Origin of the sequence: Rodentibacter pneumotropicus DSM 21403, from assembly GCF_000379905.1 — a bacterium.
Taxonomy (GTDB): domain Bacteria; phylum Pseudomonadota; class Gammaproteobacteria; order Enterobacterales; family Pasteurellaceae; genus Rodentibacter; species Rodentibacter pneumotropicus.
The window spans coordinates 28,130-52,722 of the sequence record NZ_KB904059.1; the positions used below are offsets into that span (position 1 = coordinate 28,130).

Consider the following 24,593-nt stretch of genomic DNA (forward strand, 5'->3'; position numbering starts at 1 on the left):
TCGCCAAAGGAACGTTCAAAAGTAGGATTATTATCCTATAAAAAAATCAAATATCAAATATTTTTTACTGTTTTTGTCTATTTTATAAACAAACAGATATTAAAATGAACATATGTTCACTAAATAAAAAAGCACATTATGGTTAAAAAATGTGCTTTTTTTTTAACTAACTTAGTTGAAAATAATTATTTTGTACCGTTAACTGCGATTTCAACACGGCGGTCTGGTGCTAAACAAGCGATAAGCGCTTTACGACCTTTAACCGCATCACAGGCTGCACCTGTAACTGGATTTGCTTCACCGTAACCTGTCGCAGTGATATCTTGTGCTCCAACACCCTTAGACACTAAGTAGTTAGCTACTGAGTCTGCACGACGTTGTGATAATTTTAAGTTTGCTGCATCTTTACCGATACGGTCTGTGTAACCAGCAACCGCTACTTTAGCACCGTTTACTTGTGCAATTTCACCGTAGATACCATCTAAAGTCGCTTTTGCTTCAGGTTTTAAGTTTGCTTTACCGAAAGCGAAAGTCACATCAGAGTTTAAGTTGAAAGTTTTGCTTACCACTTCAGGTGCAACAACCGGAGCGCCTTGACCGAAACGGTAAGATAAACCTGCAACTACAGAACCGATAGACGGTTGATAATCTAAACGCAGCCCTTCAGAATCATGTTTACCCACTCGATTAATCCATTGATATTCTAGGCGAAATGCTAGTTCAGGTAATAATGGTAAAGCATATTCCATCCCCCCAGCAAACACTGGAGAAACTTTTAATGAATGGGAATTATCATAGAATGGACCTGATGGAGTATAAATTTTATAGTCTGAGCGAACTAAAGCTGCGCCAACTCGAGCATATAAATCTAAACCTTGAAGAATTTCATAGCTACCTTTCAAACTTAGATGAGCACCATGATTAGTATGTTTATCGGTTAATTCACCATTTTCTTTGAACTTAACACGCCCAAAATCATCATATCCAAGCTCAACCGCCAAACCAAAATTATTACGATTTAAAATTTGATATCCACCAAATACACCGTAGGTAACTGAATTTCTATTATAGCCATGCTGCGTATTATCCGCATGATATTTGATACCATCATGAAATGATGCCCATCCAGCTTTAGCACCAACATAGAAAGTATTTTCTTGTGGCGCTGCTTGAGCAATAGATACAACTGATAATGCAGCAATAGCTAACGCAATTGTTGATTTTTTCATAAATAGACCTCTTGTTTTTTAATTTTTAACAATTGAGGCACAAAGCCTCCATCACAGGCTATCAAAAATACTTTAAATGTCAATTTAACATATAAAATCGACATTTTTGCCCGCATCATATATCATCTTTCCATCCTTTTTATTCTTTATATAAACGAAACTATGCTACCCCGCCTTTCTCGTGTACCACAAGTTGATGAAATTGTTCAACACTACCTCACCGAACTTCAAAAACAACATTTTGAAGGCGATATCGCTACAAATTATGCAGACAGGCTAAGCCTCGCGACTGACAACAGCGTATATCAATATCTACCACAAGCCATTTTGTTCCCGAAAACAGTGGCAGATGTCGTGCGTATCACAAAATTGGCGAATCAATCAGACTTTCAATCGCTCACCTTTACCCCTCGTGGTGGTGGCACAGGAACAAACGGTCAATCTCTTAACTACACGATTGTTGTCGATATGTCTCGCCATATGACGGCAATTTTAGAGCTGAATGTAGAAGAGCGTTGGGTTCGCGTGCAAGCAGGAGTAGTGAAAGATCAGCTCAATCAATTTTTAAAACCTTACGGTTTATTCTTTGCGCCGGAGCTTTCCACCAGCAATCGTGCAACACTGGGGGGAATGATCAATACGGATGCTTCCGGGCAAGGTTCACTACAATACGGTAAAACCTCAAATCATGTCCTAGCACTACGCAGTGTCCTAGTAAATGGTGAAATATTGGATACAAGTGAGGTCAAATCTCAGGCTATTTTCAACGATATTAATTCCCTTGGCTTGAATGAAACCAGCAAAGCGCTCCATCAAACTATCGCACAACGTTGCAAAGAAAAACGTGAAAGCATCATCAACGATTTACCACAACTTAATCGCTTTTTAACCGGTTACGATTTAAAAAATGTCTTTAACGAAGATGAAAGTGAATTTAATCTCACCCGCTTGCTCACTGGTTCCGAAGGTTCTCTTGCCTTTATTTGCGAAGCAAAACTGAATTTATTACCAATTCCGCAATACCGCACTCTCATTAATATAAAGTACAGCTCTTTCGATGCCGCACTACGCAATGCGCCTTTTATGGTGAAAGCCAATGCGCTTTCTGTGGAAACCATAGATTCCAAAGTACTAAATCTTGCCAAGCAAGACATTATTTGGCATTCCGTACGAGAACTTTTAACTGAAGAGGGCAGCCCTATTCTTGGTTTAAATATTGTGGAATATGCCGGCAGTAGCAAAGAAAAAATCGACCGTCAAGTGACCGCACTTTGTCAGGCATTGGATGAAAAAATTGCCCAACAACAGGATCACATTATTGGCTATCAAATCTGCGATGATCTCCCTTCTATTGAACGCATTTATGCGATGCGCAAAAAAGCCGTAGGCTTACTCGGCAATGCCAAAGGGGCGGCGAAACCTATTCCTTTTGTGGAAGACACCTGCGTTCCGCCGGAACATCTGGCCGATTACATCAGCGAATTTCGTGCTCTATTAGATCGTCACCATTTACAATACGGCATGTTCGGGCATGTAGATGCCGGCGTATTACACGTGCGTCCGGCTTTGGATTTATGCGATAAAGAGCAAGTCAAACTTTTCAAACAAATTTCTGACGAGGTGGCTGAACTCACTGTCAAATATGGCGGCTTGCTGTGGGGGGAACACGGTAAAGGCGTTCGTTCCCATTACGGCGAAAAATTCTTCACACCCGAATTATGGAACGAACTCCGATATATCAAATCTTTATTTGATCCGTATAACCGTCTAAACCCCGGTAAAATCTGTACGCCCTTAGGTTCTAAGGACGAACTCTATTCCATTTTGTCTCCTATGCGAGCCGACTATGATCGGCAAATTCCGCTTCAAATACGGGATGAATTTAAAGGCGCAATGAATTGCAACGGCAATGGACTATGTTTTAATTTCGATGAACACAGCATTATGTGCCCTTCAATGAAAGTAAGCAAAAACCGTGTGTTTTCCCCAAAAGGACGTGCAGCTATGGTACGAGAATGGTTGCGTTTATTAGCCAATGAAAACATCTCACCGGCACAACTTGATTTTCAAAAAAATGACGTGAAATTGACCGCACTTGTCGCCAAAATCCGTCATAGCGTACAAAAATGGCGGGGAGATTATGACTTTTCTCATGAAGTAAAAGCAGCAATGGATACCTGCCTTGCCTGCAAAGCCTGTGCCAGCCAATGCCCGATAAAGATTGACGTACCAAGTTTCCGTGCGAAATTTTTCCATTTTTATCACAGCCGCTATTTACGTCCGGTGAAAGATCATATCGTGGCAAATTTAGAACTTGCCGCCCCCTATATGGCGAAACAAGCCAAATTTTTCAATTATTTTACCAAATTAAAAACCACACAAATTCTGGTGGAAAAAATAATTGGAATGACGGATTTACCGCTACTTTCCATACCGAATTTACAACAACAGCTTGTGGAAATCGGCTATCAAGGCAAACCGTTGGAAGCCCTAGAACAGCTAAGTGCGGCGGAAAAAGAGAAAATGTTACTGCTCGTGCAAGATCCTTACACCTCTTATTACGATGCGAAAGTGGTGCGGGACTTTGTGGCATTGACGCAAAAACTGGGCTTTAACCCTATTCTTCTTCCCTTCAAACCAAATGGTAAAGCCATGCACGTCAAGGGATTCTTGAAACGTTTTGCGAAAACAGCGAAAAACCAAGCGGAATTTCTTAATCGTGTTGCCAAATTAGGTGTGCCCTTGGTCGGCGTTGATCCTGCCATAGTGCTTTCTTATCGTGATGAATATAAAGAAATGTTGCAAACACAACGGGGTAATTTCCATGTATTGACCGCTCATGAGTGGCTAAAAAACCAACTTGATTCAGGCGGATTAGAAAATCTACAAAAAACCGACCGCACTTTTGATTGGCATTTATTCCCACATTGTACGGAAGCCACGTTTATGCCGAACAGCCCAAAAGAATGGCAACAAATTTTCGAAAAATTCGGACAACAATTAACGGTAGAAAAAGTAGGCTGTTGTGGAATGGCAGGCGTATTTGGTCACGAAACGCAAAACCAAACCATGAGCCGTGAAATTTATGATATTTCATGGCGTAAAAAACTTCACGGAAAAGATCCGCACTTTTGTTTAGCAACAGGCTATTCTTGTCGCAGCCAAGTGAAACGTTATGAACAAGCGGTGCTAAAACATCCCGTACAAGCGTTACTTGAAGTGATGAAATAAACCTCTCTTTTATTTTACAAATTAAGGATAAAAATGATTTGGAAAAAACCATTTACCCTCCCACAACTTAATGAAATGGGGAAAAACTGCGCCGTTGATCATCTTGGCATTGAAATTTCTGCTTTCGGCGAAGATTGGCTTGAAGCCACAATGCCTGTGGATAATCGCACTACGCAGCCTTTCGGCTTATTGCACGGCGGAATTTCTGTAGCACTGGCAGAAACAGTGGGGTCTCTTGCCGGCTTTCTTTGTGTCGAAGAAGGAAAAGTCGTGGTAGGCTTAGACATTAATGCCAATCATCTTCGCCCGGTAAGAGAAGGCAAAGTCACAGCAAAGGCTATGCCTATCAATTTAAGTCGAAATAACCATGTTTGGCAAATTGACATCCGAAATGAACAAGATAAACTTTGCTGCGTTTCAAGACTAACGCTTTCTATTATAGATTTATGACAATAACAAAAAAAATTGGTGTTATTTTAGCCAATTTAGGCACTCCTGATGAACCGACTCCAACTGCAGTTTCTCGTTATTTATGGACATTTTTAACAGATCCCCGTGTCGTTGATTTACCCCGTTGGAAATGGTGGCCTTTGCTCAAAACCCTCATTCTTCCCCCTCGTTCTAAACGTGTTGCCAAAAATTATCAAGCTATTTGGACAGAACAAGGCTCACCACTACTTGCCATCACTACACGGCAACAGGAAGCCTTACAAGCGTATTTAGAAGAAAAAAATATCAATGCACAGATCGGAATTGCCATGACATACGGCAATCCATCTATGCAAAGCGCAGTGGAAAAATTGCTGGAAAATCAGGTTGAAAAAATTATTGTGTTACCGCTTTATCCGCAATATTCCAGCACCACTACCGGTGCCTTATTTGATGTTTTTGCCAACGCACTCAAACACACTCGCAATATACCGCCCTTTGAATTTATCCATTCCTATCATTTGGATAAACACTATATTGATGCCTTGGTGCAATCCATCAAAGTGCGGTTAAAACCTGATGAGTTTTTACTCTTCTCTTATCACGGTATTCCATTGAGCTATGAAAACCAAGGTGATTATTATCGCCAACATTGCAAAGAAACTACCATTGCAGTTGTCGATAAACTCGGTTTAACAGAAAACCAATGGGGAATGACCTTTCAATCCCGATTTGGACGTGAAGAATGGTTACAACCTTACACCGATGAATTTTTAATTTCTGCAAGCGTACAAGGGATCCATAAAATTGCCGTGGTTTGCCCCGGTTTTTCGGTGGATTGTTTGGAAACCATTGAAGAAATTGATGAAGAAAATCGCGAGAACTTTCTCAATAACGGCGGTCAATCTTATCAATACATTCCCGCACTGAATGCCGAACCGGCTCACATTGAAATGATGGGTAATTTAATTTTACAAAAACTGGCATAAAAAAAGCGTGGATTTTTCTCCACGCTTTTTTTAATCACAGACCTCAACAAAAATGCTCTTTTCTTCATTTCTCTCTTTCAGTACACCGACTTCATAAATATCGACTCCAGCACCTTGAGCAATCGCCAATATATCCTGCTCACTTCTCGGTTCAACAGCCACCAATAAACCACCGGAAGTTTGCGGGTCACATAAAACCGCTTTTTGATAATCCGTCAATGTCCCCACTTTATGCCCGTAACTCTCATAATTACGCGTCGTGCCACCCGGTACGCAACCTTCAGAAATATAGTCCGATACGCCCTCAAGAGTCGGAATTTTATCGAAAAACAACTCAGCATTGAGGTTTGAGCCTTCACAGATTTCAAGCAAATGACCGAGTAAGCCAAAGCCCGTCACGTCAGTCATAGCGGTAACCCCCTCCACTTCGGAAAATTGGCTGCCGATAATATTCATTTGACACATTGCTGCCGTTGCTAACCCTTGATGTTCAGGTTTTAATTTGCCTTTTTTCTCTGCCGTGGTGAGCACCCCAATGCCCAAAGGTTTGGTTAAATAGAGTTTACTGCCCACCTCGGCTGACGCATTTCGTTTCACTTTTTCAGTATTTATCACTCCGGTGACCGCCAAACCAAAAATCGGTTCCGGTGCGTCAATAGAATGTCCACCGGCAAGAGAAATCCCTGCTTGATGACAAGCAAATCGTCCGCCATCCACAATTTTTTGCGCCACCTCTGCCGGTAATTTATTAATTGGGAAACCCAAAATCGCAATCGCCATAATCGGCTTTCCACCCATAGCGAAAATATCGCTAATCGCATTAGTTGCCGCAATGCGCCCAAAATCAAAAGGATCATCCACAATCGGCATAAAAAAGTCCGTGGTACTGATAATTGCAGTTCCATTTCCCAAATCATACACTGCCGCATCATCTGCGGTATCATTCCCTACCAACAAATGAGGATCAACAAAATGTTTAAGTTGTGTTTGCAAAATTGTCCCTAACACCTTAGGCGAAATTTTACAGCCTCAACCCGCGCCGTGACTGTATTGTGTTAAACGAATGCTATCCGCCATACGCTATCCTTTATAGTGAATTTGAGCCAAATTATACCTTTTTTCAATGAAAAGTGCGGTCAAAAAATCAAATGTTTTTGCTATACTGCGCGCTACGCATGATTTAATTTTAATTTCAATGAAACACAAACGCCCCACCTTACAAGATATCGCCACCCACCTTGGCATCACCAAAATGACGGTAAGCCGTTATTTGCGTAACCCAGATTCCGTCGCCCAAGAAACCCAAGCCCGTATTGCTCATGCTCTTGAGCAATTTGGCTACATTCCTAACCGCGCACCGGAAATTCTTTCCAATGCCAAAAGCAAAGCCATTGGCGTATTGCTTCCGTCCCTAACCAATCATGTTTTTGCCGATATCTTAAAAGGCATTGAATATATTACCGATAAAGCGGGCTATCAAACAATGTTGGCTCACTATGGTTACAGTGTAAAAAAAGAAGAAGAACGCATTGAAAGTTTACTTTCTTACAATGTTGATGGGCTGATTTTATCGGAAAACTACCATTCATTACGCACGCTTAAAATGATTGAAGTGGCGAATATTCCGGTCATTGAAATTATGGATAGTACACAACCCGGTATCCAACAGGTGATCGGTTTTGATAACGTTGCGGCAGCACAAACCATGGTAGAAACCATGATTACACGGGGATACAAAAATATTGTGTATTTCACTGCACGAATGGACAAACGAACCCAACTAAAAATGCAAGGCTATGAGCAAGCCATGAAAAAACACGGACTTGAACCCTATAGTTTAATCACCGAAGAACCTTCGTCTTTTACTTTGGGCGGAAAGCAGCTTCGCCAAATTCTTGAAAAACACCCTGAAACCGACGGTATTTTCTGCACCAACGATGACTTGGCGATTGGTGCACTGTTTGAATGTCAGCGGATAGGCATTTCTGTTCCGACACAAATCGCCATTGCGGGATTCCATGGACACGATGTTGGTTTTTCCGTTACCCCCCAGCTTGGCACGGTTATTACGCCTCGCTTGGAAATCGGAAAACTCGCCGCTCAAGAATTATTAGCACGATTAAACGGAGAGCCCCTCACAGAAAAAAAAATTGACCTTGGATTTAAAATCCATCTTGGTGAAAGTGTGTAAAAATGTGGTTAAAAACGACCGCACTTTTATCGTCAAAGCAACGGCTTTAAAGCATAAACACAACGCTCTACCACGGTTTCAAAGCTACCGTCAATATCAATATGAATCACATCCGGCTCGTCTTCTTGCGGTACTTCAAGCGTATCAAATTGGCTTTTTAACATATCCGTTTTCATATAATGCCCTTTGCGTTGTTTCATACGTTCAAGCACCAAATCAAAAGAACCTTCCAAAAATAGGAATTTTACGTTCTCATTCCCATCTCGAATCAAATCACGGTATTTTTTCTTCAATGCCGAACAAACAATGATCCCCACTTCGCTTTTACGCTCAAGGCTAAATGCCGCATCACGAATACGCTCAAGCCAAGGTGCGCGATCCTCATCATTTAACGGATGCCCTTCCCCCATTTTAATAATATTGGCGCGAGGATGAAGATCATCACCATCAATCAATTTAATACCCAAACGCTGTGCCACAGCCGTTCCAACGGATGTTTTTCCCGTACTTGAAACCCCCATCAGGATAAAACTTTTTCCTTTGCTCATAACATACCTCACAAAATTTTCTTTAATCATATAAGAATTTTGATTAATTGTTACTGGTAACATTTAATTTTGTGACAAATATCACAGAAATCCCATATTTTTATACTTATTTATAAGCAATTATCACAATTTTTTTGAAGCCGATCACATTTCTGAAAAAAGTATCTTTACCAAACTATGATAAGTAGATATGTTACCAGTAACATACCTATACATAAATAAGGAGAAATATGAAAATTAAAACATTATCCTGTGTGGTTAAAGGTGCAGAGAATGTAGGAATTATTGAGCAGGATGTGCAATATGATGAGGACGATCAACATCAGACACTTATCAAGATCTCTTGTGGGGGAATCTGTGGCTCAGATTTACATTATTATCAACACGGAAAGGTTGGAAATTTTGCAGTAAAACATCCCATGATCTTAGGACATGAGGTGATTGGTAGAATTTTGAAAACAAATGCCTCAAATTTACATGTAAATCAAAAAGTAGCAATCAACCCAAGTAAACCATGCCACAGTTGTAAATATTGTTTATCAGGAGAAATTAATCAATGCGAAACCATGCGTTTCTTTGGTAGTGCTATGTATAACCCCCACGTAGATGGCGGATTTACACAATATAAAGTTGTTGATAATACCCAATGTATTACTTATCCAGAAGATGTTGATGATGAAATAATGGTTTTTGCAGAACCTCTTGCAGTGGCGATTCATGCCGCAAAACAAGGAGGAGACCTTAAAGGGAAACGTGTATTTATTTCCGGTGTAGGCCCAATCGGTTGCTTAGTTATCGCTTCAGTAAAGGCATTAGGTGCACAAGAAATTATTTGTGCAGATATTAGTCAGCGATGTTTGAATTTAGCCCTAGAAATGGGTGCAACAAAAGTACTTCATGCGAATGATGATTTTTCAGAGTATGCGCAACACAAAGGTGAATTTGATGTGTCCTTTGAAGCGTCAGGTCACCCTTCTTCAATTGAACGCTGCTTAGAAGTGACCAAAGCAAAAGGCACAATTGTTCAAATTGGTATGGGGAGCAACATCTCTAATTTTCCATTAATGACATTAATTACTAAAGAAATTAACTGGAAAGGTTCATTCCGTTTTGTTGAAGAATTTAATACAGCCGTCAATTGGCTGGCAACCAATAAAGTCAATCCACTACCGTTACTCTCCGCTAAATTTTCATTTAAAAATTTCGAAGATGCGTTAAAAAAGGCAGGAAATAAAAATGACATTTCAAAAGTACAAATAACATTCTCATAGAGGAATTATGATGGAAAACTTCTTTTCAGTAAAAGATAAAAATATTTTAATTACGGGCTCCACACGAGGTATTGGGTATTTACTGGCAAAAGGACTCGCTGAACAAGGTGCTAAAATTATTATTAATGGTACGAAACAAGAGAATGCCGAAAAAATAGCCAAAGAATTCAATGATAATGGATTCATTGCTTATCCCGTTTCTTTTGATGTGACAAATACAGCCGAGGTCCATACAGCCATTGACTATATTGAACAAAATATCGGACCAATAGACGTATTAATTAATAATGCCGGTATTCAACGTCGCTATCCATTTTGTGAATTTCCCGAACAAGACTTTGACGACATTATTCAAGTCAATCAAAAAGCCGTTTTTATTATTTCACAAGCTGTTGCTCGGTATATGGTACGGCGTAAAAAAGGGAAAATTGTTAATATAGGTTCAATGCAAAGTGAATTAGGGCGGGATACCATTACACCATACGCTGCATCAAAAGGTGCCGTAAAAATGCTGACAAGAGGAATGTGTGTTGAGCTTGCCCGTTATAACATTCAAGTGAATGGTATCGCTCCAGGATATTTTCAAACAGAATTGACAAAACCGTTAGTAGAAAATAAAGAATTCACAGAATGGTTATGTAAAAGAACACCGGCTGCACGCTGGGGAAACCCAGAAGAGTTAATTGGAGCAGCTATATTTCTTTCGTCAAAAGCATCAGATTTTGTCAATGGCCATTTACTATTTGTTGATGGCGGAATGCTTGCGGCTGTTTAGGTATTACATCAAATAAGGTAAACAAATTATGCTAATTTTCATCCTCGTCGCCTCAATAGCAGTTTTATTGCTATTAATTATTAAATTTAATATCCATGCATTCGTTGCTTTAACCATTGTTAGTTTACTTACTGCAATCGCAACAGGCATTCCCGTAGATAAAATATTACCAACCCTCCTCAGTGGTTTTGGAAATACCCTCGCTTCAGTTGCCCTATTAGTCGGACTTGGTGCAATGATAGGCAGACTACTTGAAATAACCGGTGGTGCAAAAGTATTAGCTGATACACTCATCAATAAGTTTGGAGAAAAAAAAGCCCCTTTTGCCTTAGGTATAGCCTCTCTCCTGTTTGGTTTCCCAATCTTCTTTGATGCCGGCTTAGTTGTGATGCTTCCTATAATATTTAGTGTGGCAAAACAATTTGGCGGATCTTTATTTAAATATGCTTTTCCTGCCGCAGGTGCTTTTGCCGTCACTCATGCTTTCCTTCCGCCACACCCCGGTCCGGTAGCCTCCGGTGAACTACTCGGCGCGAATATCGGTTTACTAACAATTATTGCGGTAATTATTGCTATTCCGACATGGTATTTTGCCGCTTATCTATACGGCACATATTTAGGTAAAAAATTGCATTTGGATCTACCAAAATCATTTTTAAATGTCACACCAATAAATGAAACGACTTTAACTCCTCCGAGCTTTAAAAAAGTACTTTTCATTCTATTACTCCCATTATGCCTAATTATGCTGGATACCGTTCTATATACGCTTACCGTAGCAAAAATGGTTGATGGTTCTTCATTATTAGTACAAAGTTTGCGTCTATTAGGAAAAACGCCCATTGCATTATTAATTACATTACTTGTCTCAATTGCTTTACTCAAAGAACAAAGAAGTTACGAACAAATAGAAAAAATCTGTGATAATGCGCTTGGTCCGATTTGTGCTATCGTTTTAGTAACCGGAGCAGGCGGTATGTTCGGTGGTGTTTTACGGGCTAGCGGTATCGGGGATCAATTAGCCTCTATGCTATCTGATACAGGGATGCCTATTATTGTTGCGGCATTTGTCATATCCGCCGCATTACGTGTTGCACAAGGTTCCGCTACCGTTGCCATTACAACGACATCTGCTTTAATTGCTCCAACTGTTACTGCCACAACGGGACTCAGTCAATTTGATCTTTGCTTCATAGTTATCTCAATTGCTTCCGGAGCGACAGTCTTAGCGCATGTAAATGATAGTGGGTTTTGGTTGGTTAGTCGTTTCTTAGAAATTGATACTAAGACTATGTTTAAAACTTGGACAGTTCAAGAAACACTAATTGGCTTAGTCGGCTTTATTATCGCATTAATCGGCAGTATCATTCTCTAATCTGAAAGTGCAGTTCAATTTGCAAAACATTTCTAAAATTGACCGCACTTTGCTAAAATCAGCCATTATTTTTTCCGAACAAGGATAAACAATGGCTGATTTTCCTTTTATTATTGAGATCAATGAACAAAATCTCACTGAAATTCTTCAACAGTCCCTTGACAAACCGCTTGTGGTAAACTTTTATGCGCCTAGTCATAAAGAATCTGCCGATTTTTTAGTGCTGTTGGAGCGTGTAGCTGAGCAATATCAAGGGCAATTTATACTCGGCAAAGTGAATTGTGAAAGCGAACAAATTGTCGCAGCACAATTCCGAATTCAAGCCTTGCCAACCACCTATTTATTCAAAGAAGCACAAGCATTGGATGCTTTTCCCGGTGGATTGGATCAAACCTCGCTCTTACAACGTTTAAGTGTTATTTTACCAAAAGAGGAAGAACTCAAATTTCATCAAGCCTTAGATTTCCTACAAGTAGAAAATTACGATGCCGCATTACCGCTATTAAAAGAAGCGTGGGAACTTTCCGATAAGAAAAACAGCGATATCGCCCTACTCTACGCAGAAACCTATATTGCGATGAAAAAAACCGAGCCGGCACAAGAAATTTTAAATCAAATTCCGTTGCAAGATCGGGATAGCCGCTGGCAGGGTTTACAAGCACAGATTGAATTGTTAATTCAAGCGGCAGATACACCGGAAATTCAACAATTAGCCGCTGATTATGCGAAAAATCCGACGCCGGACATCGCGGTTAAACTAGCCGTGCAATTACATCAAGCCGGCAGAAATGAAGAAGCTCTTCCCCTCCTTTTTGGTATTTTAAAAATGGATTTAAACGCACAAAATGGTGAAGTAAAACAACAGTTCTTGTCTATTTTAAGTGCAATGGGTAATGCAGATCCGCTCACCAGCAAATTCCGTCGGTTACTTTACTCTCTGCTCTACTAAATGCAATATTATGTCACCATTACACAAAAGCACGCCAACATGGCATTCCTACTTACTACATAAAAACAAGGATACTTTATGTCAGATACCAAACACGCAAAACTGCTCATTTTAGGTTCCGGCCCTGCCGGTTATACTGCCGCAATTTATGCGGCTCGTGCCAATTTAAACCCTGTGCTTGTCACAGGTTTGCAACAAGGCGGCCAGCTCACCACAACCGATGAAATCGAAAATTGGCCCGGTGATTTTGGTGAAACCACAGGCTCAGGTCTGATGCAGCGTATGTTACAGCATGCAGAAAAATTCAACACTGAAATTGTGTTCGATCATATCAACCGTGTGGATTTATCCTCTCGTCCGTTCAAACTTTATGGTGATGTGCAAAATTTCACCTGCGATGCGTTAATTATCGCCACCGGTGCTTCAGCCCGCTATTTAGGTCTGCCTTCTGAAGAACATTATAAAGGTCGTGGTGTTTCCGCCTGTGCCACCTGTGATGGTTTTTTCTATCGTAACAAACCCGTTGCGGTTATTGGTGGGGGCAACACAGCGGTAGAAGAAGCGCTCTACTTAGCCAATATTTCAAGTTGTGTTCACTTAATTCACCGTCGTGATACCTTCCGAGCGGAAAAAATCTTAATCGACCGCTTATACAAAAAAGTGGAAGAAGGAAAAATCGTGCTCCATACTGACCGCACTTTAGACGAAGTATTGGGTGACAATATGGGGGTTACAGGCTTACGCTTACAAAATACCAAAGACGGTACAAAAGAAGATCTCAATATTGACGGCTTATTTGTGGCAATCGGTCATTCGCCGAATACGGAAATCTTCCAAGGTCAGCTTGAATTGAACAACGGCTATATTGTGGTGAAATCCGGTCTTGAAGGTAATGCGACCGCTACTTCAGTGGAAGGGATATTTGCTGCCGGTGATGTGATGGATCATAATTATCGCCAAGCGATCACTTCTGCCGGTACAGGTTGTATGGCTGCACTGGATGCCGAGCGTTATCTGGATGCGCAAAAATAAATATTAAGGCGTGCTAAGTGAGAGTTAGCACGCCAACGACTCATCATCGTGCGTGGCTAGCTCATAACCCCACGCACAAATCTATCCTCCCCGACTTGGGACGAATAAAAACCTATGGATAAACTTCGCCAAAAATATTTACAACAATGGCTACGCACCCAGCAAGAACCAATCAAAAAATTGATGCGTGCCAATATTGCCCTTGCGGCAGTTTCATCGCTTATTTTAGTGGCACAAACTTATTTTCTCGCCCTTCTACTCGATAAACTCATTATGCAAAATGTGCCGTCGGGCGATCTCATCCCTTATTTTATTGGCTTAATTTTCTGCTTTGCTTTGCGGGCAATCATTTTGTGGGAGAGAGAAAAACTCGGTTTTGAAAGTGGTCGTCAATTACGTCGCCATATTCGTCAAAAGATTCTGGATAAAATCCATCTTGTCGGCCCTGCCACCATTAACCAAAAACCGGCGGGCAGTTGGGCAAGTATTATGTTGGAACAAGTAGAAAATTTGCACAATTTCTATGCCCGTTTTCTTCCCCAACAAAGTCTTTCTGTGATCCTTCCTATTGTCATTTTAATTGCCGTATTTCCGTTAAACTGGGCCGCCGGTTTAATTTTAATGATCACCGCACCGCTGGTACCGGCTTTTATGATGCTAGTGGGAATTGCCGCCGCGGACAGCAACCAAAAAAATATGGCTACCCTCGCACGTTTAAGCGCACAATTTTTAGATCGCCTACGCGGACTTGAAACCTTGCGACTTTTTAACCGCACTTTAGAACAAACCGAGCATATCAAAAACACTACGGAAGATTTTCGTGAAACCACTATGGATGTGCTAAAAATCGCCTTTTTATCCTCCGCCGTATTAGAATTTTTCACCTCTATTTCTATTGCACTAATGGCGGTCTATTTCGGTTTTAGTTATCTCGGGCAAATTGAGTTTGGCACTTACAGCACCTCACTCACCCTCTTTACCGGCTTTTTCTGTTTAATTCTTGCCCCCGAGTTTTATCAACCTCTTCGAGATCTCGGCACCTATTATCATGATCGAGCAGCCGGTATCGGTGCCGCGGATGCCATTGTGGATTTTTTAGAAACGGAATACCTCACTAATCATCAATATGATCAAAAGATTCCCACTGAAAGTGCGGTCGAAATTCGGGCAGAAAATGTCGTGGTGCTTTCTACTCAAGGCACTCCACTGACAAAACCGTTAACATTCCATATTCCGGCTAATTACAACGTCGCCCTAGTAGGGCAAAGCGGTGCAGGTAAAAGCTCTTTAATGAATGCAATCCTCGGTTTTCTACCCTATGAAGGTTCATTAAAAATCAACGGACAAGAACTGAGTGAAAGCAATCTAACAGAATGGCGTAAAAACATTGCTTGGGTGGGGCAAAATCCATTGTTGCTACAAGGCACAATCAAAGAAAATCTGTTGCTTGGCGATATTCAAGCAAACGATGAAGAAATTGACCATGCCTTAACTTTGGCACAAGCCAAAACATTCACGGACAAACTTGGGTTAAACTATGAAATCAAAGATGGCGGCTTGGGTATTTCTGTAGGGCAAGCACAGCGCCTTGCGATTACACGCGCATTATTACGTAAAGGAAAATTGCTTCTCCTTGATGAACCCACAGCAAGCCTTGATGCACAGTCGGAAAATTTGGTTTTACAAGCCCTAAACGATATCAGTTGTTATCAAACTACATTGATGATCACGCATCGTATTGAAGATCTCAAACAATGCGACCAAATTTTTGTGATGCAGCAAGGAGAAATTCTTCAACAAGGCGACTTTTCACAGCTCAAAGCCCACGGTTTTTTTGCCGAATTACTCGCTCAACGACAAGAGGATATTCAATAATGCGTGCATTACTGCCTTTTATACGTTTATTTACATTCGCCAAATTGCCCTTAATTTTAGGCTTGATCCTAATGATTTTAGGGCTCGCCTCCAGTATGGGATTACTCACCCTGTCAGGTTGGTTCTTAGCAGCTACAGCTATCGCGGGGCTCGGTACGCTGTTTAACTTTTTTTATCCTTCCGCCAGCGTTCGGGGACTAGCCATCGGACGCACGGTCGCCCGCTATTTTGAAAAACTGGTTACGCACGATGCGACTTTCCGTGTTCTGGCAAATTTACGTGTACAAGTATTTGAAAAAATCATCCCTTTAAGCCCTGCGGTGCTGAACCGTTATCGTAACAGCGAACTATTAAATCGTCTTGTTTCCGATGTAGATACACTTGACAGCCTTTATTTACGCCTACTTGCGCCTTTTTTCAGTGCCGCATTTGTGATTATTACGATGAGTATTGGATTGAGCTTTATTCACGTCCCCCTTGCATTAGGGTTAGGCATTGTTTTGCTGATATTATTGGTACTTATTCCGACTATTTTCTATCGTTTAGGGCAACAATTTGGCAAGACTTTAGTGCAAGTACGCGCAACATACCGCACACAATTTTTAGAATTTATTCAGGCCCAAGCAGAGCTTTTACTATTTGATGCTGAAAAGCAAGTCAAAGAAAAAATGGCAACGACAGAAAAACATTGGCAAAGGGCGCAAGAAAAAGAAGCAAAATTAAGCGGATTTTCTACCGCACTTGCCCTTTTCTTAAACGGAGGGTTGATTTGCGCTATGCTGTGGTTCGGTAGTCAAGCAGATTTTGGTGACGATGAATATCGTGCGGCCTTTATTGCCCTATTCACCTTTGCCGCCCTTGCTGCCTTTGAAATTATTATGCCACTAGGCGCGGCTTTTTTACATATCGGGCAAGTCATCACAGCAGCAGAACGTGTCACGGATATTATTGAACAAAAACCTTTGGTCGAATTTCATGGCAACACAGAATTTGAACAGAAAGTGCGGTTAATTTCCGCTAAGAATTTAAGTTTCGCCTATCCGGAAAGAGAAAATCTTGCCTTAGAAAATCTCACGCTTGATTTGATGCAGGGTGAAAAGGTGGCGATTCTTGGCAAAACGGGCAGCGGGAAATCAACATTACTTCAACTATTGGTACGCAACTATGATCCCAACCAAGGAGAACTTTTGCTTGCAGGCAAGCCCATTTCTACTTACGCCGAACAAACCTTGCGTGAGCAATTCTGTTTTCTAACTCAACGGGTACACGTATTCAGCGATAGTTTGCGTCAAAATTTACAGTTTGCCAGCCAGGAAAAAATTTCCGACGAAAAAATGATCGAGGTACTCAATCAAGTAGGATTAGGAAAATTATTAACGCAATCAGAGGGATTGGATCTCTGGTTGGGTGATGGCGGTCGCCCGCTTTCCGGTGGCGAGCAACGTCGTTTAGGCATTGCCCGAATTTTATTAAATAATGCCTCTATTTTATTACTTGATGAGCCGACGGAAGGGCTTGACCGAGAAACCGAACGTCAAATTTTGCGTTTAATTTTACAACATACAAAAAACAAAACCCTTATTATGGTGACCCATCGCTTAACCGCACTTGAGCAATTTGACAGAATTTGTGTGATTGATGAGGGTAACCTCATTGAACAGGGCGATTATGAAAGTTTAATCAAAAAAGAAGAGGGATTTTTCAAACGATTGGTCGAACGTGTATAGAAAGGAAGTTGGGCGGAAACCTTCCCAGCTTCTTCTCGGCACACAGCACTTCCGACTTTGGCTGCTTTCTTCCGAACCTGACCGAGTAAACCGGACACCGTTGCGAGAGACCGAAAAGGTTTCCATTGAAATCGCAATGCGATTGCGCGCTATTATGCAAGAATTAAAGGGTCATTGCAAAGATTAATTGCATCGAATGATGAATTTGACGAGAATTTAAACCGCACTTTTCAGGAATTGGCATAATGAACTATTTACAATATTACCCCGTTGATGTGGTAAATGGCGAAGGCACGCGTTGTACCCTTTTTGTGAGCGGTTGTACCCATGGTTGCAAAGGCTGCTATAACCAAAAAAGCTGGTCATTCAGTGCCGGCGTACTCTTTGACGAAATCATGGAACAACAAATTATCAATGATTTAAAAGATACCCGTATCAAACGCCAAGGTTTAACGCTATCCGGTGGCGATCCTCTCCATCCTCGCAACTTAGAAACCCTTTTGCCTTTCGTGCAACGGGTAAAACGTGAATGCCCCGACAAAGATATTTGGGTATGGACCGGTTACAAACTAGCAGAGCTGGATGAAAATCAGCGTGCCATGCTACCCTATATTGATGTGCTCATTGATGGAAAATTTGAACAAGAAAAAGCCGACCCCAGCCTGCTCTGGCGGGGATCGGCTAATCAGATTATTTATAGGTTTAAAAACATTTAGGCAGAAAGAATTTTCACTCTAAATATTACAATCTTCATTTTTCCAATAATCTAAAGCGTGGTTTATATAGAACTCAATATCATCATCACTATAACCAAGCAATTTACCGATTTTTCTTTCTAAATCGGGATCAAACTTATCGTAGCTTTCCAACAAAACCGAGCTTAGTACCTCCGCTTTTTTTATATGTTCCGGTCGATATATTAAGTAATAGGAAAAATCACCTAATGATGTTTTTAAATTAATTGTTTTTAACTCAAACGTCTTATTCTCTAAATAAGGGAAAAAATCCTCCGGCACTTCAGCGTCGGTGTAAAATAAAGCAATCTCTTTTTGATGATTTAACATCAACTCTAATTCTTTTTCCTCATGAGGTCCAAGCATACCCATACTATTTTATCTCCCAAATAATTCATCACTATTATTCCAAATAATTTCTGCTATTCTATCAGCAGATTCACCTCTTAATTCGCATAGCACCTCAAAAGTGTTTATTATTCGTTCCGGACGATTCGGCTGACCTTGGAAACCAAACACAGGCATATCAGGACTATCTGTTTCCAGCACTAGCGCATCTAACGGTAATTTTGCAATCGCCAGTCGGGTTTTATTCGCCCGTTGATAAGTAATCGTACCGCCCACACCGATTTTATAGCCCAGATCCACAAACCGTTTAGCCTGCTCATAACTTCCTGCGAAACCATGTATCACGCCATATTTAGGCAATGAAATACGCTTCAAAAAAGTAAACACTTGATCGTGAGATTTTCGGCTGTGAATATTCACGGGTAAGGCAAATTTTTTCGCAAGATAGAGCTGGGTTTCAAAAAAATGACATTGTTTTTGCCAGAGTTCGTCCGTCAATAAATCAGGGGTCGCCCGTTCCAACCCAATTTCCGCCACCGCCGTCGCATTTTTATCACGCTGAGCTAAGGCTCGTTCTAAAACCAATAAATCTTCTTCCGAATGCTCTTTAATATAAAGCGGGTGCAAACCCAGCCCATAATATAAATTTTCCGGATAAAGTGCGGTCATTTTTTGGATAGTTTTGAAACCTCGTGCCAATACCGCCACAATCAGAATTTTCTCTACACCGGCTTGCTTGGCATTTTCCACTAATTGTGAAAGAGGCTCGCCGGTGAATTGCTGCAAATAATCAAGATGGGTATGAGTATCAAAAAAAGCCATAATAAACCAAATAATTAAAAGGTAAGAAATACAAAGTTTTGACAAACGCTCTAAAAAAGAGAGTCTCTAAAATAACTATGCGGGCTTAAAATCATTCTAGCAAATAATTTAGGTTCATTTTGTTTATTTTTCTGCACATTAAAATAGTAAATTTACAATTTTGTGAACTAGATCTCAGACAGCGACGAAAATTTTTTGCAATAATGTAACCAACATATATGATATATGTTAATTTTATGTTTAACTTTAAATATTATTTAAATTAAGAAGGATCTTAAAAATGATTATAGGTTGTCCAAAAGAAGTTAAAGTTCAAGAATACCGAGTTGGTTTAACCCCTGCAAATGTTCAATCTTACGTTGAAAACGGACATAAAGTTTACATTGAAACAGGAGCAGGCATAGAAATTGGTTTTAGCGACGAAGCCTATCAACGAGCAGGTGCTGAAATTACCGATAAAGCGACCCTATTTGCTAAGAGTGAAATGATTATTAAGGTAAAAGAACCCATTGAATCCGAATATAATTATTTCCGTGAAAATCAAATTTTATATACCTACCTCCACCTCGCAGCTGATAAACCCCTTACCGAAATGTTACTCTCCCGCAAAATTCAAGCTGTTGCCTATGAAACCATTAAAACCTCAACAGGCTTGCCGTGCCTTGCTCCAATGAGTGCGATAGCAGGACGTTTAGCGACCCTTGAATCGGCGAAATTTATCCAGAAAACCTTTGGCGGTGCGGGCGTGCTGTTAAGCGGTACAGCTGGCACACCGAAAGCGAAAGTGGTTATTTTGGGCGGCGGAGTTGTGGGCTTAAATGCAGCACAAATCGCAATGGGGATTGGGGCGGATGTAACGATTTTAGACATCAACGCCGAGCGTTTGGCGTATATCGATCAAATTTTCGGTATGCAAATCAAAACCTTAACCAGCTCACGCGGTAACATTTTAAACCTACTGCCAGAAGCCGATGTCGTCATCGGGGCTGTGTTAATTCCAGGGGCAAAAGCACCACATTTAGTTCGCCGAGAAGATTTAAAATTGATGAAAAAAGGTGCAATTTTGGTTGATGTCGCAATCGATCAAGGCGGTTGTTTTGAAACCTCAACCCCAACCACACACAACGATCCGATTTTTGAGATTGATGGCGTGATCCACTACTGTGTTGCCAATATGCCGGGCTGTGTAGCACGCACCTCAACCCTCGGTTTAACCGATTCGACCTTGCAATACGGCTTAAAAATTGCCGCACTTGGTGTAAAACAAGCCTGTCTTTCTGATCCTGCTTTATTACAAGGTCTCAATACCTATAACGGTAAATGCACTTTTAAAGGGGTGAGCGATGCCTTCGGCTTACCTTATACCGAAGCGAAAGTCGCCCTCGCCTAAACTGGCTTTTCTTACGCAAACGCACTGAACAAGCGGTGCGTTTTCTCCTGTTTTTACAAAATTTAAGGTGATAATATGACAACACCAATATCACGACAATCTTGGTCTAGCCGCCTAACGTATGTTTTGACTGTGGCGGGAGCGACCATTGGCTTTGGTGCAACGTGGCGTTTCCCCTATCTCGTGGGCGAAAATGGCGGCGGAGCTTATGTTTTTCTTTTCTGTGTAGCGATGATCGTGATCGGAATCCCGATGATTTTAGTTGAAAATGTGATCGGCAGACGCATTCAAAAAAATTCCATTGACGCCTTTTCTGGCACGGCAAACGGCAAAAAAATCCATTCGGGGTGGAAAATTCTCGGCTATATGGGCTTGCTCGGCTCATTTGGGATTCTCGCTTACTATATGGTACTCGGTGGCTGGGTGCTGAATTATATTGGTAGCCTTATTTCTGGGCAGCTTGATCTCTCTCAACCCGTAACCATTGAAACCACCAGCACGTTTTTTCACGATCATATCCATAATAACCCACTTGCGATTCTGATTTATACAGGCTTATTCGTCCTCGTCAATTACATCATTTTAGCCAAAGGGATTATGGACGGCATCGAACGCTCGGTAAAATTTTTAATGCCGCTGCTGTTCGTTTTCCTACTCGTGATGATCGTGCGAAATGTTACCCTACCGGGTGCAATGGAAGGGATAAAATTCTACCTCGTGCCTGATTTTTCCAAAATTACCAAAGAGCTGTTTGTCTTTGTGCTAGGGCAAGTCTTTTTTGCATTAAGCCTTGGCTTTGGCGTGTTGATTACCCTTTCAAGCTATCTTAATAAAAATGAAGATCTGGTTAAAACTGCCACGATTACAGGCGTGATTAACACCCTAATTGCTCTTGCTGCAGGCTTTATGATTTTCCCTTCACTGTTTAGCTTCAACGTAGCCCCTAATTCCGGACCAACGCTGGTTTTCCAAAGTTTGCCGATTGTGTTCTCGCATATGTGGGCAGGTTCGGTATTTGCCACCATTTTCTTCAGTTTGCTGGTGATCGCAGCCTTAACTACTTCAATTACCATTTATGAAGTGCTGATTACCGCTTTACAGGAAAAAACAAGGCTCACGCGTAAGCAAGCCATTGCCGTAACGCTCGGCGGAATTTTCTTACTCGGCAACATACCGTCAGTTTTGAGCGACAATGTGTGGAAAGAGGTTACCATCGCAGGACGCAGTATTTTCGACACCTTCGACTATGTCAGCGGTAACATTCTGTTTATTTTAACTGCACTTGGGAGTGCAATTTTCGTAGGATTTGTTTTGAAAGATGAAGCAAAAAAAGAGCTGGGTGCAAATGAAAAATTCACAACCGTTTGGTTCAACTATGTGAAATACGTCATCCCAATCATTATTCTGGTAATTTTTATTAATTCTCTCTAAAAAATTTAGGCTTACTGAGTTTAATTAAACAAAGTAAGCCTAGTCTATCCAGATAGAACCTGAGTCAACGCTCAGGTTTCTTTCATTATTCTACGGTAACGGAATTAATCACCACGTCGTCTTTCGGTACATCTTGGTGGAAACCTTTATTGCCGGTTTTCACACCTTTGATTTTATCCACCACGTCCATACCTTCCACCACTTCGCCGAATACCGCATAACCCCATTCTTGTACCACGGTTTTGCCAAACATCTCTTTAGAACGATGATCGAGAAAAGAATTATCCGCTACATTAATAAAAAATTGTGCCGTAGCCGAATGAGGATCAGAAGTGCGGGCCATAGCAATGGTGCCACGTTTATTGCTCAATCCGTTTGCTGCTTCATTTTGAATCGGCGCATTAGTACTTTTCTCTTTCATTCCGCTTTCCATACCGCCACCTTGGATCATAAATCCATCAATAACACGGTGGAAAATTGTGTTATCATAAAAGCCGTTTTTACAATAAGTTAAGAAATTTTCTACTGTGATTGGCGCTTTTTCCGCATTTAATGCCAGTTTAATATCGCCAAAATTTGTGTGCAAAATAACCATTTTGATTTCCCTATGAAATTTAAAGGACGCCATTATTCCATAAATAAGCAATAAGTGCTATAAAAGTGCGGTCAGTTTCAATATCAATTTAAAACCGAGAAAAAAATGCTAAAAATTTTCAATACCCTAACCCGAGAAAAAGAAATTTTTAAACCGATCCACGCCAATCAGGTGGGGATGTATGTGTGCGGTGTCACCGTCTATGATTTATGCCACATCGGACATGGTCGCACCTTTGTGTGTTTTGATGTGATCGCCCGTTATTTGCGTTACCTGGGCTATGATTTAACCTATGTGCGCAATATTACCGATGTGGACGATAAAATCATCAAACGAGCCTTAGAGAACCAAGAAACCTGCGATCAATTGGTTGATCGCATGGTGGTGGAAATGTACAAAGATTTTGATGCGTTAAATATTTTACGCCCGGATTTTGAACCGCGAGCCACCCATCATATTCCTGAAATTATTGAAATCATTGAAAAATTAATTAAACGTGGACATGCTTATGTAGCACAAAATGGCGATGTGATGTTCGATGTGGAAAGTTTCAAAGAATACGGTCAATTATCCCGTCAAGATTTAGAACAATTACAAGCAGGCGCACGGGTGGATATTTCTAAGGCAAAGAAAAACTCAATGGACTTTGTATTATGGAAAATGTCAAAACTGAACGAACCAAGCTGGCAATCCCCTTGGGGAGCGGGTCGTCCGGGCTGGCATATTGAATGTTCGGCAATGAATAGTAAACAATTAGGCGAACATTTTGATATTCATGGTGGCGGTTCTGATTTAATGTTCCCTCACCACGAAAATGAAATTGCCCAATCTTGCTGTGCACACGGTGGCGACTATGTCAATTATTGGATTCACTCTGGCATGATTATGGTGGATAAAGAAAAAATGTCGAAATCACTGGGCAATTTTTTTACCATTCGTGATGTGCTTAATCATTATGATGCGGAAACTGTGCGCTATTTCTTGTTATCCGCCCATTATCGCAGCCAACTCAATTATAGTGAAGAAAACCTCAATTTAGCCCATGGCGCATTGGAACGGTTATATACTGCATTACGGGGTACGGATCAAAGTGCGGTCGCTTTTGGCGGAGAAAATTTTGTTGGGGCATTCCGTGAAGCAATGAACGATGATTTCAACACGCCAAATGCCATTTCTGTGTTATTTGAAATGGCACGTGAAGTGAATAAATTAAAATCGGAAGCGATGGAAAAAGCCAATGGATTAGCCGCACATTTACGGGAATTGGCCCAAATTCTGGGATTATTGGAGCAAGATCCTGAAACTTTTTTACAGGCCTGTTCTGACAACGATGAAATCGCTAAAATCGAGGCATTGATCCAACAACGCAATGAAGCCAGAGCCAGCAAAAACTGGGCAGCCGCAGATACAGCCAGAGATGCCTTAAATGCGATGGGAATTGTATTAGAAGATGGGCCTAATGGTACCAGCTGGCGTAAACAATAAACAATTGTAAAAAAACTAAAAAAGTGTAGTAAAAATTTACTGCGCTTTTTTTACATACTCATTTGTATTTTTGATTAATTTTTATGATCAAAGTCACAATTTTTCAACATTTTACTTTATTTATCTAATAACTCGTTTACAATTCGTGGCTGTTAAAATAACAAACT

At 40.9% G+C, this 24,593-nt stretch carries 21 protein-coding genes and 1 other RNA gene; 15 read left to right on the forward strand and 7 right to left on the reverse strand.

Going from position 1 to position 24,593, the window contains the following annotated elements; translation table 11 throughout:
- Positions 1 to 185: 185 nt before the first annotated feature.
- Entirely contained in the window at positions 186 to 1,229 is a 1,044-nt protein-coding gene (gene ompA, locus A3GE_RS0109545; protein WP_018357033.1) for a porin OmpA, read from the reverse strand.
- A 162-nt stretch (positions 1,230 to 1,391) separates the two neighbouring features.
- Between ompA and ydiJ the strand changes: the two genes are divergently transcribed.
- The 3 genes from ydiJ to hemH are packed head-to-tail and all read left to right on the forward strand — an operon-like array spanning position 1,392 to position 5,878.
- Positions 1,392 to 4,460, forward strand: a complete 3,069-nt coding sequence (gene ydiJ, locus A3GE_RS0109555) for a D-2-hydroxyglutarate dehydrogenase YdiJ (protein ID WP_018357035.1) — start codon at positions 1,392 to 1,394, stop codon at positions 4,458 to 4,460.
- 33 nt (positions 4,461 to 4,493) lie between these two features.
- Positions 4,494 to 4,910 (forward strand): hotdog fold thioesterase, encoded by a 417-nt coding sequence (locus A3GE_RS0109560; protein ID WP_018357036.1) that lies wholly within the window; start codon positions 4,494 to 4,496, stop codon positions 4,908 to 4,910.
- Positions 4,907 to 5,878 carry a ferrochelatase gene (gene hemH / locus A3GE_RS0109565; RefSeq protein WP_018357037.1) on the forward strand — a complete coding sequence of 324 codons (972 nt, stop codon included), beginning with the start codon at positions 4,907 to 4,909 and terminating at the stop codon, positions 5,876 to 5,878. Before A3GE_RS0109560 ends, hemH begins: the two co-directional genes overlap by 4 nt.
- Before the next feature lie 30 nt (positions 5,879 to 5,908).
- Here the strand turns inward: hemH and selD are convergent, their stop codons facing one another.
- The gene (gene selD / locus A3GE_RS0109570; protein WP_077658291.1) at positions 5,909 to 6,955 is read right to left on the reverse strand and encodes a selenide, water dikinase SelD; all 1,047 of its coding nucleotides are present in this window, start codon (positions 6,953 to 6,955) and stop codon (positions 5,909 to 5,911) included.
- Positions 6,956 to 7,073: 118 nt separating this feature from the next.
- On the opposite strand from selD, the gene gntR reads away from it, so the two are divergent.
- Positions 7,074 to 8,069 carry a gluconate operon transcriptional repressor GntR gene (gene gntR / locus A3GE_RS0109575; RefSeq protein ID WP_026215466.1) on the forward strand — a complete coding sequence of 332 codons (996 nt, stop codon included), beginning with the start codon at positions 7,074 to 7,076 and terminating at the stop codon, positions 8,067 to 8,069.
- Positions 8,070 to 8,101: 32 nt separating this feature from the next.
- Here the strand turns inward: gntR and A3GE_RS0109580 are convergent, their stop codons facing one another.
- On the reverse strand, positions 8,102 to 8,617 hold the full coding sequence (locus A3GE_RS0109580; protein WP_026215467.1) for a gluconokinase: 516 nt from the start codon (positions 8,615 to 8,617) through the stop codon (positions 8,102 to 8,104).
- Positions 8,618 to 8,847: 230 nt separating this feature from the next.
- On the opposite strand from A3GE_RS0109580, the gene idnD reads away from it, so the two are divergent.
- The 7 genes from idnD (at position 8,848) to cydC (ending at position 17,621) form a co-directional block, all read left to right on the forward strand.
- On the forward strand, positions 8,848 to 9,888 hold the full coding sequence (gene idnD, locus A3GE_RS0109585) for an L-idonate 5-dehydrogenase (RefSeq protein WP_018357041.1): 1,041 nt from the start codon (positions 8,848 to 8,850) through the stop codon (positions 9,886 to 9,888).
- Between the two features lie 10 nt (positions 9,889 to 9,898).
- Positions 9,899 to 10,663 (forward strand): gluconate 5-dehydrogenase, encoded by a 765-nt coding sequence (idnO, locus tag A3GE_RS0109590; RefSeq protein ID WP_018357042.1) that lies wholly within the window; start codon positions 9,899 to 9,901, stop codon positions 10,661 to 10,663.
- Between the two features lie 28 nt (positions 10,664 to 10,691).
- The gene (locus A3GE_RS0109595) at positions 10,692 to 12,038 is read left to right on the forward strand and encodes a GntP family permease (protein ID WP_018357043.1); all 1,347 of its coding nucleotides are present in this window, start codon (positions 10,692 to 10,694) and stop codon (positions 12,036 to 12,038) included.
- Between the two features lie 91 nt (positions 12,039 to 12,129).
- Positions 12,130 to 12,987 carry a co-chaperone YbbN gene (locus A3GE_RS0109600; RefSeq protein WP_018357044.1) on the forward strand — a complete coding sequence of 286 codons (858 nt, stop codon included), beginning with the start codon at positions 12,130 to 12,132 and terminating at the stop codon, positions 12,985 to 12,987.
- Positions 12,988 to 13,065: 78 nt separating this feature from the next.
- The gene (gene trxB / locus A3GE_RS0109610; protein ID WP_018357045.1) at positions 13,066 to 14,019 is read left to right on the forward strand and encodes a thioredoxin-disulfide reductase; all 954 of its coding nucleotides are present in this window, start codon (positions 13,066 to 13,068) and stop codon (positions 14,017 to 14,019) included.
- A gap of 114 nt (positions 14,020 to 14,133) precedes the next feature.
- Positions 14,134 to 15,894 carry a heme ABC transporter permease/ATP-binding protein CydD gene (gene cydD / locus A3GE_RS0109615; RefSeq protein ID WP_018357046.1) on the forward strand — a complete coding sequence of 587 codons (1,761 nt, stop codon included), beginning with the start codon at positions 14,134 to 14,136 and terminating at the stop codon, positions 15,892 to 15,894.
- Positions 15,894 to 17,621 carry a heme ABC transporter ATP-binding protein/permease CydC gene (cydC, locus tag A3GE_RS0109620; protein ID WP_018357047.1) on the forward strand — a complete coding sequence of 576 codons (1,728 nt, stop codon included), beginning with the start codon at positions 15,894 to 15,896 and terminating at the stop codon, positions 17,619 to 17,621. Before cydD ends, cydC begins: the two co-directional genes overlap by 1 nt.
- Positions 17,622 to 17,639: 18 nt before the next feature.
- Here cydC and ffs read toward each other — a convergent pair.
- Positions 17,640 to 17,738, reverse strand: an RNA gene (ffs, locus tag A3GE_RS11895) — signal recognition particle sRNA small type.
- A 128-nt stretch (positions 17,739 to 17,866) separates the two neighbouring features.
- Here ffs and nrdG point away from each other — a divergent pair.
- Complete coding sequence (nrdG, locus tag A3GE_RS0109625; RefSeq protein ID WP_018357048.1) at positions 17,867 to 18,337, forward strand: anaerobic ribonucleoside-triphosphate reductase-activating protein; 471 nt, start codon at positions 17,867 to 17,869, stop codon at positions 18,335 to 18,337.
- A gap of 18 nt (positions 18,338 to 18,355) precedes the next feature.
- Here the strand turns inward: nrdG and A3GE_RS0109630 are convergent, their stop codons facing one another.
- Positions 18,356 to 18,727 (reverse strand): hypothetical protein, encoded by a 372-nt coding sequence (locus A3GE_RS0109630; protein ID WP_018357049.1) that lies wholly within the window; start codon positions 18,725 to 18,727, stop codon positions 18,356 to 18,358.
- A 6-nt stretch (positions 18,728 to 18,733) separates the two neighbouring features.
- The gene (locus A3GE_RS0109635) at positions 18,734 to 19,525 is read right to left on the reverse strand and encodes a TatD family hydrolase (protein WP_018357050.1); all 792 of its coding nucleotides are present in this window, start codon (positions 19,523 to 19,525) and stop codon (positions 18,734 to 18,736) included.
- Positions 19,526 to 19,805: 280 nt separating this feature from the next.
- Between A3GE_RS0109635 and ald the strand changes: the two genes are divergently transcribed.
- Both ald and A3GE_RS0109645 read left to right on the forward strand, forming a co-directional pair.
- On the forward strand, positions 19,806 to 20,915 hold the full coding sequence (gene ald / locus A3GE_RS0109640) for an alanine dehydrogenase (RefSeq protein WP_018357051.1): 1,110 nt from the start codon (positions 19,806 to 19,808) through the stop codon (positions 20,913 to 20,915).
- Positions 20,916 to 20,990: 75 nt separating this feature from the next.
- Positions 20,991 to 22,346: a sodium-dependent transporter gene (locus A3GE_RS0109645; RefSeq protein WP_018357052.1), complete on the forward strand. Its 1,356-nt coding sequence runs from the start codon at positions 20,991 to 20,993 to the stop codon at positions 22,344 to 22,346.
- An 85-nt stretch (positions 22,347 to 22,431) separates the two neighbouring features.
- On the opposite strand, the gene A3GE_RS0109650 is transcribed toward A3GE_RS0109645, so the two are convergent.
- Positions 22,432 to 22,941, reverse strand: coding sequence for a peptidylprolyl isomerase (locus tag A3GE_RS0109650; RefSeq protein WP_018357053.1), 510 nt, complete (start codon positions 22,939 to 22,941; stop codon positions 22,432 to 22,434).
- Positions 22,942 to 23,046: 105 nt separating this feature from the next.
- On the opposite strand from A3GE_RS0109650, the gene cysS reads away from it, so the two are divergent.
- Positions 23,047 to 24,426: a cysteine--tRNA ligase gene (gene cysS, locus A3GE_RS0109655; protein WP_018357054.1), complete on the forward strand. Its 1,380-nt coding sequence runs from the start codon at positions 23,047 to 23,049 to the stop codon at positions 24,424 to 24,426.
- Positions 24,427 to 24,593 lie beyond the last annotated feature (167 nt).